Origin of the sequence: Streptosporangium heterodermiicola, from assembly GCF_051390675.1 — a bacterium.
Taxonomy (GTDB): Bacteria; Actinomycetota; Actinomycetes; order Streptosporangiales; family Streptosporangiaceae; genus Streptosporangium.
The window spans coordinates 144648-158031 of record NZ_JBPJSR010000021.1 but is presented as its reverse complement, the minus strand read 5'-3'; the positions used below and the strand labels follow the sequence as shown (position 1 = coordinate 158031).

At 72.5% G+C, this 13384-nt stretch carries 10 protein-coding genes; 1 reads left to right on the top strand and 9 read right to left on the bottom strand.

Going from position 1 to position 13384, the window contains the following annotated elements; genetic code table 11:
* The 6 genes from ACSC1Q_RS34520 to ACSC1Q_RS34495 form a co-directional block, all read right to left on the bottom strand.
* Nucleotides 1-336, bottom strand: a 336-nt coding sequence (locus ACSC1Q_RS34520) for a hydantoinase B/oxoprolinase family protein (protein WP_436762907.1), incomplete at its 3' end; no start/stop codon positions are given.
* Nucleotides 333-2402, bottom strand: coding sequence for a hydantoinase/oxoprolinase family protein (locus ACSC1Q_RS34515; RefSeq protein WP_436762906.1), 2070 nt, complete (start codon nt 2400-2402; stop codon nt 333-335). The genes ACSC1Q_RS34520 and ACSC1Q_RS34515, both read right to left, overlap by 4 nt.
* Nucleotides 2399-4387, bottom strand: coding sequence for an ABC transporter ATP-binding protein (locus ACSC1Q_RS34510; protein ID WP_436762905.1), 1989 nt, complete (start codon nt 4385-4387; stop codon nt 2399-2401). Before ACSC1Q_RS34510 ends, ACSC1Q_RS34515 begins: the two co-directional genes overlap by 4 nt.
* 6 nt (nt 4388-4393) lie before the next feature.
* Entirely contained in the window at nt 4394-5341 is a 948-nt protein-coding gene (locus ACSC1Q_RS34505; RefSeq protein WP_436762904.1) for an ABC transporter permease, read from the bottom strand.
* Nucleotides 5341-6351 carry an ABC transporter permease gene (locus ACSC1Q_RS34500; protein ID WP_436762903.1) on the bottom strand — a complete coding sequence of 337 codons (1011 nt, stop codon included), beginning with the start codon at nt 6349-6351 and terminating at the stop codon, nt 5341-5343. The genes ACSC1Q_RS34505 and ACSC1Q_RS34500 overlap by 1 nt, the downstream gene beginning before the upstream one ends.
* Before the next feature lie 3 nt (nt 6352-6354).
* Nucleotides 6355-8034 carry an ABC transporter substrate-binding protein gene (locus tag ACSC1Q_RS34495; protein WP_436762902.1) on the bottom strand — a complete coding sequence of 560 codons (1680 nt, stop codon included), beginning with the start codon at nt 8032-8034 and terminating at the stop codon, nt 6355-6357.
* A gap of 756 nt (nt 8035-8790) precedes the next feature.
* Between ACSC1Q_RS34495 and ACSC1Q_RS34490 the strand changes: the two genes are divergently transcribed.
* On the top strand, nt 8791-8976 hold the full coding sequence (locus ACSC1Q_RS34490) for a hypothetical protein (protein ID WP_344743693.1): 186 nt from the start codon (nt 8791-8793) through the stop codon (nt 8974-8976).
* Between the two features lie 113 nt (nt 8977-9089).
* Here ACSC1Q_RS34490 and araA read toward each other — a convergent pair whose 3' ends face one another.
* The 3 genes from araA to araB form a co-directional block, all read right to left on the bottom strand.
* Nucleotides 9090-10586, bottom strand: coding sequence for an L-arabinose isomerase (gene araA / locus ACSC1Q_RS34485; protein WP_436762901.1), 1497 nt, complete (start codon nt 10584-10586; stop codon nt 9090-9092).
* On the bottom strand, nt 10583-11251 hold the full coding sequence (locus tag ACSC1Q_RS34480) for an L-ribulose-5-phosphate 4-epimerase (RefSeq protein WP_436762900.1): 669 nt from the start codon (nt 11249-11251) through the stop codon (nt 10583-10585). Before ACSC1Q_RS34480 ends, araA begins: the two co-directional genes overlap by 4 nt.
* 139 nt (nt 11252-11390) lie before the next feature.
* Complete coding sequence (gene araB, locus ACSC1Q_RS34475) at nt 11391-13106, bottom strand: ribulokinase (protein WP_436762899.1); 1716 nt, start codon at nt 13104-13106, stop codon at nt 11391-11393.
* Nucleotides 13107-13384 lie beyond the last annotated feature (278 nt).

Genomic DNA, 13384 nt, shown 5'->3' with positions numbered 1-13384 from the left:
AGAATGCGCCGCGTTCCAGTACGGATAATTCAACAACACCACATCACCCGGATGAAGATTCTCCCGCCCCACATACTCCACACCCTTGCGCAGCGAGAAGTCGTTGGCGCCGAGGAAGAAGGTGAGCCCGGTGGCCTCGGCGATCAGACGCAGGTCCGCGTCGTACATCGACATGCCGAAGTCGTGGACCTCGTAGATGACCGGGTTGAACGACGTGCGGATCAGCGTGGCCCGCATCTCCTCCGCCGCCGCGAGCAGGTAACTGCGCACCACCTCGGCGGTCGCCCCGTCCAACCGCTCACCGGCCGAGTTCCCGCCGTCCAGCCGATCCGTCATGACGCCGCCTCCACAAGCCGTACCAGCAGGTAGCCGTGCTCCTCGACCTCGACCCGCTGGCCCGAGGGGACCACGGTGGTCGAGGTGCCCTCGTCGATCAGGGCGGGCCCGTCGAACGCGTCGCCCGGCTCCAGCAGCGCGCGGTCGTAGACGGCGAACGACGCCGTGGCGCGGGTGCCGAAGTCGTAGGCGTCCCTGCGGGCGAGCAGCGCCCGGCCCGCGTCGCCGTCGCCCGGCGGGCGCGTCACCAGCTCCGGCCTGTCGGTGCGGCCGACGCCCCGCACCCGCAGGTTGAGGATCTGCACCCGGTTGTCCATCGCGTGCCCGTACCGCGCCGCGTGGGTCTCCTCGAACGCCCGCCTGATCGCGTCCCGGTCGAGGTCGCGACCGGCGGTGACGATGAGCGAGTGCTCCTGTCCCAGGTAGCGCAGCTCGAACTGGCGCTCAAGGACCATGCGCCCGGCCGGGACCCGCTGCGCCTCCAGGGAGGCGACCGCCTCGGCCTCGACGCCCTTGAACACCGTCTCCAGCGCGTCGAGGTCGGCGTCGTCGAGGGTGGCCATCACCGTACGGGAGAAGTCGTCGACGATGTCGGCGCTGAGCATGCCCCAGGCGGAGAAGCCCGACGGGGCGAACGGCACGATGACCTCGCCGATGCCCATCTCCGCCGCGAGCAGCGGGGCGAGCAGCGGCCCGGCCCCGCCGAACGCGAGCAGCGAGAAGCCTCGGGGGTCGTGGCCCCGCTCGACCGTGATCTGCCGGACCGCGCCGACGGTCCTGGCGAGCAGCACGTCGAAGACGCCCGCCGCCGCGGCCTCGGGGCCGAGCCCGAGCGGCCCGGCCACCTGCTCGTCGAGCGCCGCGCGGGCGGCGTCGGCCCGCAGCTCCATCGCCCCGGCCAGGAAGCGGTCCGGGTCCACGTAGCCGAGGACGACCGCCGCGTCCGTGACAGTGGGGCGGGTGCCGCCCCGGCCGTAACACACCGGGCCGGGGTCGGCACCCGCGCTCTGCGGCCCCACCTTCAGCAATCCCCGCTCCAGCCACGCGATCGAGCCCCCTCCGGCGCCGATCGTGCGGATGTCGTACGTGGGGATCAGCAGCGGGAAGTGCTCCAGCTGCGCCTCGTAGGCGGCCACCGGGGACCCGTGCTCGATCACGCACGCGTCCAGCGACGTACCGCCGATGTCGAAGGTGAGAAGGTCCCGGCGACCGAGGGCGGCGGCGATGTGCGCCGCGCCCACGATGCCGCCCGCCGGGCCCGACAGCACGGTGTGCGTCGGGGAGGTCTTGGCCACGGCCGACGTCATGGAACCGCCGCCGGACCGCATGATCAGGAATCGCCCGTCGAACCCGCGCTCGGCGAGCCCGCGCTCCAGCCGGTCCACGTACCTCTCGAAGATCGGCCGGATGTAGGCGTCGAGGACGGTCGTGCTGGTCCGCTCGTACTCGCGGTACTCCCTGACGATGTCGGTGGAGACCGAGACCGTCACCTCCGGGTACGCCTCGCGGATGATCCGGGCGGCCTCCCGCTCGTGGGAGGGGTCGAGGAAGGAGTGCAGGAAGCAGACGGCGATCGACACCACGCCCCGCTCCTCGACGAGGACGCGGGCGGCCTCCCGCACCCCGGCGGCGTCGAGCTCCTCGACCACCCGGCCCCGGTGGTCGAGGCGCCCCCGCACCCCGGCGGTGTGGCGCCGCTGCACGAGGCTCTCGGGCCGCTCGTACTGGAAGTCGTACATGTGGTCGGAGGGCACGTTGCCCCTGCCGATCAGGAAGATGTCGCGGAAGCCGTCGTTGGTGACGATCCCGGTGGGCTCGCCGCGCCGCTCCAGGACGGCGTTGAGGCCGAGGGTGGTGCCGTGGATGAACAGCTCCACCCGCGACAGGTCGGTGCCGAGCGCGGCGACCGCGTCGAGCACGCCCTCCCAGGGGCGGGCCGGGGTGGTCGAGGCCTTCCTGAAGCGCACCTCGTGGGTGCGCGTGTCCAGCTCCATCGCGTCGACGAAGGTGCCGCCGATGTCGACGGCGAGCCGGAGGTGCTTGGGGTCGGGCATCGCGGGTGTCACCTTTCGAACCTTTCGATCAGCGCGGGGATCTCGGCGGCGCGGCGGCAGGCGACCAGGCTCGCGTCGTACGGGCGGAGTTCCTGCTCCTGTTCCCGGCACTCGCCGGTCGCGAAGGGGCAGCGCGGCGCGAGGGCGCAGCCCCCGGCGGCGTCCGCCTCCTCCAGGTCCTTGGTCAGCTCGACCCGCGGGCCGCCGTACCCGGCGCCGAGGCTGGGGGCACCGGCCAGCAGCGCCCGGGTGTACGGGTGCAGCGGGTTGCCGAAGACCTCCTCCACCGGCCCCTCCTCGACGATCCGCCCCAGGTAGAGGACCGCGACGCGGTCGCAGAACCCCCGGACGGTGGCCAGGTCGTGGGAGATGAAGACCGTGCCGCGCGAGCGGTCGCCGCTCACCTCGGCGATCACCTTCAGGATCTGCGCCTGCACGGTGACGTCGAGCGCCGAGGTCGGCTCGTCGAAGACGATCAGGTCGGGGTCGCCGACGAGCGCGCGGGCGATGCCGACGCGCTGCGCCTGCCCGCCGGACAGCTCGTGCGGGCGCCGTCCCAGGATCGACGGGTCCAGCTCCATGCGTTCCAGGACGCGGGCGACGCGCGAGGCCCGCTCGGCGGCGGGCACCCCGGCGGCGCGCAGCGGCTCGCCGATCGCGTCCGCCACGGTACGCCGGGGGCTGAGCGACCCCACGGGGTCCTGGAAGACCAGCTGGGCCCGGGTACGCAGGCGGCGCAGCTCCCGGCCGCGCAGCTCGGAGAGGACCCGCCCGGCCACCTCGACCCTCCCCCGGGAGGGCGCCACCAGGCCGAGCATCAGCCTGGCGAGCGTGCTCTTGCCGCAGCCGCTCTCCCCGACGATGCCCAGGGTCTCGCCCGCGGCGACACCGAGACTCACCCCGCGCAGGGCGTGGTGGCCCCCGCCGCCGAAGCGGGCCCGGTAGAGGACGTGCGCGTCCTCGACCCGCAGCACCTCCCCGCCCGCCGCCGTACGGGCAGGCGGCTCCGCGAGATCGGGAATGTCCGCGAGATCGGTGAGGGGGCCGGAGCGGGGGTGGAAGCAGGCGGCGCTCCAGTCGGAGGCGAGGGCCTCGGCGCGCGGCAGCTCCGTCGCGCACACCTCCGTCGCGTGCGCGCAGCGCGGCGCGAACGGGCAGGAGGACGGCGCCTCCTCCGGCAGCGGCATCGCGCCGGGGGTGGCGGTCACCGGGCGCCCGTCGATGTCGGGCACCGAGCGCAGCAGCGCCCGCGTGTAGGGGTGGGCGGGCTCGTCGAGCACCTGCGGGCCGGGGCCGCTCTCCACCACCGTCCCCGCGTAGAGCACCACGACGCGGTCGCAGACCTCCGCGATGGAGGCGAGGTCGTGGGAGATGAGCAGGACGCCGCGCCGCTCGGCGTTCGCGGCGAGCCGGAAGCGGTTGAGGATCTCCCTGGTGAGGGTCACGTCCAGCCCGGTGGTGGGCTCGTCGGCGATCAGCAGGCCGGGGGCGCACCCGGTGGCCAGCGAGATCATCACGCGCTGCGCCATGCCGCCGGAGAGCTCGTGCGGGTAGGCGTCCAGGCGGCGCCTCGGGCTGCGGATGCCGACCGACTCGAACAGCTCGGCGGCGACCTCCCTGGCGGGGGCGGGGGCCAGGTCCCGGTGGGTGACCAGCCGGTCGACGAGCTGGCGGCCCACGGTCCTGGTGGGGCTGAGCGCGCCGCGCGGGTTCTGAAAGCAGATCGCGGCGCCGTGCCCCCTGAAGGACTCCAGCTCGGCGGCGCCCATCGTCAGCACGTCGGCGCCGTCGAACACGACCCGCCCGGTCGTACGGGAGCCGCCGGGCAGCAGGCCCACGATCGAGCGGGCCACCATGCTCTTGCCGCCGCCGCTCTCACCGACCAGGCCGACCACCTCGCCGGGCTCGACGCTCAGGTTCACCCCGCTCAGCGCGGCGACCCGGCGTCCCGGACGGTGGATCACGACGGAGAGGTCCTCGATCGACAGGAGGGTCATCGTCCGTCACCTCCTCGTGGAGTCGGCGCGTTCCTGCAGGCCCTCACCGAGGAGGCTGAAGCCCAGGACGCAGATCAGCAGGAAGAGGCCGGGAGGCACCGAGGTCCACCACCGGCCGGCGACGACGTCCCCGGTGCCGAGACTGATCATCGCGCCCCATTCGGCGGTGGGCACCGGCACGCCGAGCCCGAGGAAGGACAGCCCGGCCAGCGTGAGCATCGCCCAGCCGCAGTTCAGCGGGGCGATGACGCGCACCGGCGTGAGGCTGTTGGGCAGTACGTGCCGCCAGAGCACCCCCCAGAAGGAGGAGCCGGAGGTGCGGGACGCCTCCACGAAGGGCAGTTCCCTGATCGAGCGCACCTCGGCCCGCACCAGCCGGGCGTACGCGGGCGCGTTCACCAGCGCGATCACCGCGACCAGGTTGGCGGTCCCGCCGCCGAGCAGCGCGGCCACCGCGAGGGCCAGGATGAAGGTGGGGAACGCCTGGAAGACGTCGAGCACCCGCATCAGCACGTCGTCCGGCCAGCCGCCCCGGTATCCGGCGACCAGGCCGACGAGACTGCCCGCGACCACGGCGAGGGCGACCGCGGCGACCGCGATGCCGACGTCGAGCCTGGCGGCGTACAGGACCCGGCTCCACACGTCCATGCCGTTGAGGTCGGTGCCCAGCGGGTGGGCGCCGCCCGGCGGGGCGAGGGACGCGAGGGGGTCGATCTCCTCGGGGCCCCACGCGGTCAGCAGCGGCGCGAACACGACCGCCACGGCGACCAGGAGCAGGATCGCGGAACCGGCCGTGATCAGGGACGACGCGAAGCGCCGGTCCCCACCGGCCTCCCGGACGCGCTTCGCCCTCGGGGGGCGCGCCTCACCGGGCCTCCGTACGCGGCCGGCCTCGGGGACGTGCTCGGCCTCGGGAACGCGTCCGGTCTCGGGGGCGTGTTCGGCGTCCGGCATCAGATCCTCACTCTCGGGTCGAGGACCGCGTGGACGACGTCGGCGACGAGGAACACCACCACGTAGAACAGCGCGATCACGAGCACCGACGCCTGCACCACCGGGTAGTCCCGGTAGAGCAGGCCGCGCAGCGCCCACTGCCCGAAGCCCTGCCAGGAGAAGACGTACTCCACGAGGACCGTCGAGCCGATGGAGAAGCCGAACACCAGGGCCGCCAGCGCGGGGAGGCGCACCAGCGTGGCCCGTACCAGGTAGCCGCGCAGCAGCAGCCGGTCCCTGAGCCCGTGCGCGGCGGCGGCCGCGTACGCCTCGGAGGCGAGGACCTCCAGCGCGGAGGCCCGGACGCTGCGCAGCAGCGGCGCGACGATGACGATCACCAGCGTGGCCACCGGCAGCACGAGGTGCTCCAGCGCCGAGACGAACGCGGGACCGTTGGCCGTCAGCGCCGCGTCGAGCAGGTCGGCGCCGGTGATCAGGCTGAGGTCGGTGTCGGGGTCCACCCGGCCGCTGGGCGCCGGGAACCAGCCCAGGACGCTGTAGCCGACGAGGACCAGCACCAGGCCGAGCCAGAACTCCGGCACCGAGTTGCCGACGAGCGCCGCGACGCGGACGGTATGGTCGCCGAACCGGCCCGCGTTCCGCGCCGACCAGATGCCTAGCACCGTCGCCAGCACCAGCGCCACGATCAGCGCGATCACCACGAGCTCCATCGTCGGCCCGATCCGTACGGCCATCTCCGAGCCCACGGAGGCGCCGCTCTGGATGGAGGTGCCGAAGTCACCGGTGAACAGTCCCCCGGCGTAGTCGAGGAACTGCCGCCACAGCGGCTGGTCCAGCCCGAACCTGGCCCGCGCGGCGGCGGCGTCGGCCTCCGTGGCGTTGGGGCCGAGAATGGTGCGGATCGGGTCGCCCGGCAGGACCCTGACGAGGAGGAAGGTCAGGACGACCACCCCGAGGAGCACCGGGACGAGCTGGAGCAGCCGTCCGAGGAGGAACCGGAGGACGCGCACGGACTACTTCGAGACGCTCAGGTAGCGCAGCCGGGCCAGGCCGTCCATCGGCTGGACCCAGCCCGCGACCTCCTCCCTGACGGGGAGGTTGAAGTTGGGCTGGCAGACGACGACCCACGGCACGTCCCCGGCCAGGATCTCCTGCACGCGCAGCCAGAGCTTGGCGCGCTCGGCCTCGTCGACGACGGTGTGGGAGTCCTCGAAGATCTTCTCGATCTCGTCGTTGACGTAGTTGGAGTAGTTGAGGCTGGCGCCCTTGGTGAAGCTGGTCCCGAGCATGTACTCCACGTCGTTGACCCAGAGCTGGCCCACGGTGACCTGCAGCGGGATGTTCTTCTTCTCCCTGCGCTCGGCGAGCGTGGCGGGGTCGAGCGGGGTGAGCTTGAGCTCGATGCCCGCCTTCCTGGCCTCGCTCTGCACCAGTACGGCGATCTGCTGCTGCTCCTCGCTGTCTGTCTGGAAGACCAGCTCGGAGGCGACCGAGGTCTTGCCCGCCCCGGCCAGCGTCTCCTTGGCCCTGGCGACGTCGTAGGCGTAGGGGTAGCCGGTCTCGGAGTAGCCGGGCATGTCCAGCGGGACGACGCTCCTCGCGGGCCGCGCGTCGCCGCCGTAGACGTTGGCGATGATCTGCTCGTACGGGACGGCGTGGGCGAGCGCCTTGCGGACGGCGGGGTCGTCGAAGGGCGCGGTGGTCACCGACATCTGGATGGCGACCTGGTTGTTGCTCGGCGCGGAGATGACCTTGATGCCCGGGGTGGTCTTGAGGTCCTTGATGTCGCGCTGGCCGATCCCGAAGGCGATGTCGATGTCGCCGTTCTGCAGCTGGAGGCGCTGGTTGGCGGCGGCGGGCACCACGGAGAGCCTGATCTCGGGGGTCTTGGCGCCGTCGGGGCCGGGATAGCCGGTGTTGGCGGTGAGCACGATCTCCTGGCCCTGGACCGCCTTGCCCACGTTGAAGTAGCCGCCGCTCGGGGGGTTCTTGGCGAACCACTCCTTGGCCCACGGGTCGTCGGCGGTGGCGTGCTTCTTGGCCTCCTCCGAGTCGAAGACGTACAGCGAGATGGCCTGGATCTGCCGGGTGAGGGCGCTGGGGAAGGCCTGGGTGAACGTCACGGTGTGGTCGTCGACCACCTTGACCTGGTCGGCCTCGGTGAGCCCGATGAGCCGGTAGATCCCGGCGACGTTGGCCTTCGCGGCGAAGGCGCGGTCCTTGGACCACTTGACGTCCTTGGCGGTCATCTCGTTGCCGCTGGCGAACTTCACGCCCTTGCGCAGCTTGAGGGTCCAGACCTTGTTGTCGGCGTCGGGCTCGAAGGACTCGGCGAAGGTGGGGGCGATCGCCTCGGTGTCGAGGATCTGGCCGTCGCCGACCGGGGTGACCCCGTAGTCGACCATGTAGGGGAAGACGTTCTTGTAGAGCATCAGCGCGGTCAGGTCGAACCCGACGAAGTCCTGGTCCCAGCTGCTCAGGTAGCTGCCCACCGCGATCCGCAGCGCCGAGGCGGCCGGGGCGCCGCTCCCGCCGGGGGCCGCGCTCGCCGCCGGGGTGTCCGAGCCGCCCGCCTTGGTCCCGGCGGCGCACCCGGTCGCGAGGAGGAGGGCGACCCCACCCCCGAGTTGCAGGATCGAACGACGGGACAGCGCGGCGGACACCGGACCGTGGGCGTGAGGGAAACCGGGCATCGCAGTCCTCCAGGGGCCATGAGGGATAGGCCGCGAGGTGAGCGGATCGCCGCACTGACGGCCCACCCGACCTACATGTGCCGTTTGTTCTATCAGACCTGAGTTTGGTGAACAAGAGACCGGTACTTGTTCACACACAAAAGCAATGCTCAGAGCGGAAAAGGCAGGCACGAAAGATCACACCGAGTGGCCATGTTCACTGAATTTCACACGAATGACGCCCAGATGTGACCAGTGCTTCCTACCCTGTCGGCAGGGCCGGGCACACCGGGCACCACCCCTGGACGGCCGGACGGCGACCCGCGCGAGCGGCGGGGTAAACCGGTGCCGGGCCGATCGTGCGCGGACAGGCAAGCATCGGGCACGGACGGGCAACCGCGCCTCACACCCTCTGCCGTAGGTTCGGCAGGGGCGCCGGGTGACCCGGCGGGTGGCGAGGAAACGGTAAACAGGGGATTTCATGATCCGTCGGGACCGCGCGGTCCCGGATCGCGCGGTCCCGGCGGCTCATGGGAAACACCGCGTCCACGCTCCACCCGCTCCCCCGGCCCCGCCGCAGGTCGCGGCACCCCCGGTTCGTGATCACCGCGCCCAGGACGGGCGGGATGTATCAGGACGAGTACGAGTTCGTCCGGTTCATGATTACCGCGCCTAGGATGGGCAGAACATAGCGGGGCGAGTACGGGTCCGACCGGATCCGGTCCTCGACCACGGTGCCGCCGGAACCCCGGCGGCGCACCCTGCGGGAGTGAGCCGATGTTCTCCGTACCTGGACTGCTCGTCGTGGCCGCCACGGCCGTGATCGCGACGCTGGCCTGCGCGCTCGCCCTGGTGGCCGGGTCCGCCTGGCCACTCTCCCTGCTCAGCGGCGTCGCGGCGGGCGCGGCCACCCTCAGCGTGCTCTCCCGCCTGCTGGACGACGGCCACCGGCTCCGCCCGTAGCGCCACCGTCACCACCCTTCCCGCGTACGGCTGAAGGCCGCGTGCGACCGACGATCGCGTACAGCGGGTCTCCAACGGCGGGAACGGGTGACGGGCGAGCGGGATCCGGCGGGTCAGAAACCGCGGGCCAGATGGTAGTACGCCTGGTTCCAGCGGATCTCCTTGGCGAACTGGCGGGGAGTGGTGTCCGCGTCGATGACCAGGAGCTCGACCCCGAGCATCTCGGACAGGTCGGTGAGCTCCTCGGTGGTGAGGGCCGACGACAGGACGGTGTGGTGCGGGCCTCCGGCGGTGAGCCACGCCTCGGCGGAGGTGCTCAGGTTCGGGCGGGGCCTCCACACCGCGCGGGCGACGGGCAGGCTGGGCAGCGGCTCGGCGGGGGTGACCACGTCGATCTCGTTCGCCACCAGCCTGAACCGGTCCCCCATGTCGGACAGTCCGACCACCACGGCGGGGCCGGGCTCCGCGTCGAAGACGAGCCGGACGGGATCCTCGCGCCCGCCGATGCTCAGCGGGTGGATCTCGCACGAGGGCACCCCGGCGGCGATCGTCGGGCAGACCTCCAGCATGTGCGCGCCCAGGATGACCTCCTGCCCGGGGGTGAGGTGGTAGGTGTAGTCCTCCATGAAGGAGGTGCCGCCGGGGAGACCGGCCGCCATCACCTTCAGGGTGCGGACCATCACCGAGGTCTTCCAGTCGCCCTCGCCGCCGAAGCCGTAGCCGTCGGCCATCAGCCGCTGCACCGCGAGCCCGGGCAGCTGCCGCAGCCCGCCGAGGTCCTCGAAGTTGGTGGTGAACGCGCCGAAGCCCCCCTCGGTGAGGAAGCGGCGCAGCCCCAGCTCGACGCGGGCCGCGTAGCGCAGCGAGTCGTGGCGCTCGCCTCCGGTGCGCAGCTCGGGGGCGACCTTGTAGGTGTCCTCGTACTCGGAGGTCAGGACGTCCACGTCGGCGTCCGCCGCGGCGTCGACGGCGGCGACCAGTTCGTTGACCCCGTAGGTGTTGACCGAGACGCCGAAGCGCAGCTGCGCCTCCACCTTGTCGCCCTCGGTGACCGCCACGTCCCGCATGTTGTCGCCGAAGCGGGCCAGCCGCAGCGAGCCCACCTCCGCGCGCCCGGCCGCGGCCCGCGCCCACGCGCCGACGCGCGCCGCCACCGCCGGGTCGCTCACGTGCCCGGCGACGGTCTTGCGCGCGACGCCCAGCCGGGCCTGGATGTAGCCGAACTCTCGGTCGCCGTGCGCGGCCTGGTTGAGGTTCATGAAGTCCATGTCGATGGAGCTCCACGGCAGCGCCACGTTGGCCTGGGTGTGCAGGTGCAGCAGCGGCGTGCGCAGCGCGTCCAGCCCGGCGATCCACATCTTGGCCGGGGAGAACGTGTGCATCCAGGCGATCACCCCGACGCAGGCGTCCGAGGCGTTCGCCTCCAGGCAGACCCGGCGGATCGCCCCGGCGTCGGTGAGCACGGGCTTCCACACCACCCGGAACGCCAGCGTCTCGTCGAGCTGCCCGGCGATCCGCCGGGACTGCTCCGCCACCTGGGCCAGCGTGTCCTCGCCGTACAGGCCCTGGCTTCCGGTGAGGAACCAGATCTCGCGCTCGTGGAGGGTCACCGCGGACTCCTTTGCCCGTAGACGTTCTGGTAGCGGTTGTACAAACTGTCGATGTCGGACTGCTCGATGGGCACCGGCTCGCCCAGCAGGCGGGACGCGTGCACGGTGCGGGCGACGTCCTCGCACATCACCGCCGCCTTGACGGCCGCGCGGGCGTCCGCGCCGATGGTGAAGACGCCGTGGTTGCGCATCAGGACCGCCGGGGAGCGGTGGCCCTCCAGGGTGGCGACGATCCCCTTGCCGATGTCGTCCCCGCCGATCAGCGCGAACGGCCCCACCGGGATCTCGCCGCCGAACTCGTCGGCCATCGCCGTCAGCACGCACGGGATGGCCTCGCCCCGCGCCGCCCAGGCCGAGGCGTACGTGGAGTGGGTGTGCACCACGCCGCCCACCCTCGGCATCATCCGGTAGACGTACGCGTGCGCGGCGGTGTCGCTGGACGGGGCCAGCTCGCCCTCGACCAGCTCGCCGTCCAGGTCGCACACCACGATCGACTCCGGGGTGAGGTCCTCGTACATCACCCCGGACGGCTTGATGACGAAGAGGTCCTCGCCGGGGACCCGGCCGGAGACGTTCCCGGCGGTCCAGGCGACGAGGTCGTAGCGGACCAGTTCCCGGTGGAGCGCGGACACCGTCTCCCGCAGCCTCCTGACGGCGGCGCTCATCCGGCCGCCCCCGTTCCGCGCGGGGCCGGTCGCCCTGCCGTACGCGGGGACGGATGTCCGGCCGCACGCGGGAGCGGACGCCCTGCCGCACACGGAGGCGGGGGCAGCGCTCGCCCGGTCAGGTGTTCCTCGCGCCCGGTCACGCGTCCTCCTCGTTCTGGTTCTGGTTCGTCGACGTGCTCTTCCCGTCCTCGCCGGCCGGTGCGACGGCCTCGTTGCGCAGGGCTCGCAGGCCGTGCAGCATCTCCCCGCCGGCGAAGTGGTCGTGCAGGCGGCGGTACTCGGCGTACAGCCGGTCGTAGGTGTCCGCGCGCCCGGCGTCGGGGACGTGGACGGCCTCGTCGCGCCGGCCCATCGCGGCCGAGGCCGAGGTGACGTCGGGGTAGGCCCCGGCGGCGACCGCGGCGTGGACGGCCGACCCCAGGGCGCAGCCCTGCTCGGAGCCGATCACCGAGATGGGGCGGCGCAGCACGTCGGCGTAGACCTGCATCAGGAAGCGGTTCCTGATCAGGCCCCCGGCGGCGACGAACTCGGTCACCGGCACCCCGGAGCCCTCGAAGGTCTCCACGATCGTGCGGGCGCCGAACGCGGTGGCCTCGATCAGCGCCCGGTAGGTGTCCTCGGGCCGCGTCGCGAGCGTCTGGCCGACGACCACGGCGGAGAGGTTGTGGTCGACCAGCACCGAGCGGTTGCCGTTGTGCCAGTCGAGCGCCACCAGGCCGTGCTGCCCGGCCCGCTGCGCGGCGGCGAGCTCGGTGAGGAGCTCGTGCACGGTGAGCCCGCGCTCCTCCGCCTCGCGCTCGTAGGAGCCGGGGACCGAGGTCTCGACGAACCATCCGAAGATGTCGCCGACGCCCGACTGGCCCGCCTCGTACCCCCACAGGCCGGGCACGATGCCGTCGCGCACCACGCCGCACATGCCGGGCACCTCGGCCAGGGCGTCGGAGGACATCACGTGACAGGTGGAGGTGCCCATGATCGCGACCATCTGGCCGGGCCGCACGGCGTCGGCGGCGGCGGCCGTGACGTGGGCGTCGACGTTGCCGACCGAGATCGCGATGCCCTCGGGCAGCTTCGTCCACCCGGCCGCGCGGGCGTCCAGCCGCCCGGCGAGGCCGCCCAGGGGGGACGGCTCCCCGCCGAGCTTGCCGGTGAAGCCGGTGAAGGCGGGGTTGAGCTCGGCGAGGAACTCGGCGGAGGGGTAGCCGCCGTCCTGGCGGATGGCCTTGTACCCGGCCGTGCACACGTTGCGCGTCTCCACGCCGGTGAGCTGCCAGACGATCCAGTCGGCGGCCTCGATCCAGCGTTCCGCGCGGTCGTAGACCTCCGGGTCCTCCTCCAGCACCTGGAGGCCCTTGGCGAACGCCCACTCCGAGGAGATCTTCCCGCCGTAGCGGGGCAGCCACGTCTCTCCCCTGCGGGCGGCGACGGCGTTGATCCGGTCGGCGTGCGACTGCGCCGCGTGGTGCTTCCACAGCTTCGGCCACGCGTGCGGGCGGCCGGTGAGCCCGTCGACCTCGCACAGCGGGACGCCGTCGGCGGTGGCGGGCAGCACGGTGCAGGCGGTGAAGTCGGTCCCCAGGCCGATGACCTGCGACGGGGAGATCCCGGCCGCGGCCACCGCCTTGGGCACCGCCTGGCGCAGCACCTCCCGCCAGTCCTCCGGCGACTGCAGCGCCCAGTCGGGGCCCAGGCGCGCCCCGGTGCCCGGCAGCCGGTCCTCGATCACCCGGTGGGCGTACTCGTGCACGGCGGCGCCCACCTCGGCACCGTCGCCCACCCTCACCACCACGGCGCGGCCCGACAGCGTACCGAAGTCGACACCGACCACGTAACGATCGTTGTTAGCGTTCACATCATCTCCAGCACGTCGGGACTTCGGAACTTCGGGACTTCGACACAGGCTCGGTACGGGCTTGGTGCGGGCTTGTACGGGGGTCCGGCGCGGGCGACCGCGCGGGACCCGCGGGGTTCAGGCGCGGTGCGGCGCGCCGGGACGTCGCGGACCCGAGCCGGGAACGGCGCCCGGACCCGGACCCGGCCGCGACCTCGGGCACGACACCACGGTACGCGGCCCCGTGCGCTGGACCACGGCACGCGGGACCAAGCTATGCGAGGTCACCGTACGCGGAA

What these genes read in the sequence shown, in the direction of transcription:
- ACSC1Q_RS34510 (WP_436762905.1), bottom strand. Translation starts at nt 4,387, where the DNA reads ATGACCCTCCTGTCGATCGAGGACCTCTCCGTCGTGATCCACCGTCCG.
- ACSC1Q_RS34505 (WP_436762904.1), bottom strand. Translation starts at nt 5,341, where the DNA reads ATGCCGGACGCCGAACACGCCCCCGAGACCGGACGCGTTCCCGAGGCC.
- ACSC1Q_RS34495 (WP_436762902.1), bottom strand. Translation starts at nt 8,034, where the DNA reads ATGCCCGGTTTCCCTCACGCCCACGGTCCGGTGTCCGCCGCGCTGTCC.
- ACSC1Q_RS34490 (WP_344743693.1), top strand. Translation starts at nt 8,791, where the DNA reads ATGTTCTCCGTACCTGGACTGCTCGTCGTGGCCGCCACGGCCGTGATC.
- ACSC1Q_RS34480 (WP_436762900.1), bottom strand. Translation starts at nt 11,251, where the DNA reads ATGAGCGCCGCCGTCAGGAGGCTGCGGGAGACGGTGTCCGCGCTCCAC.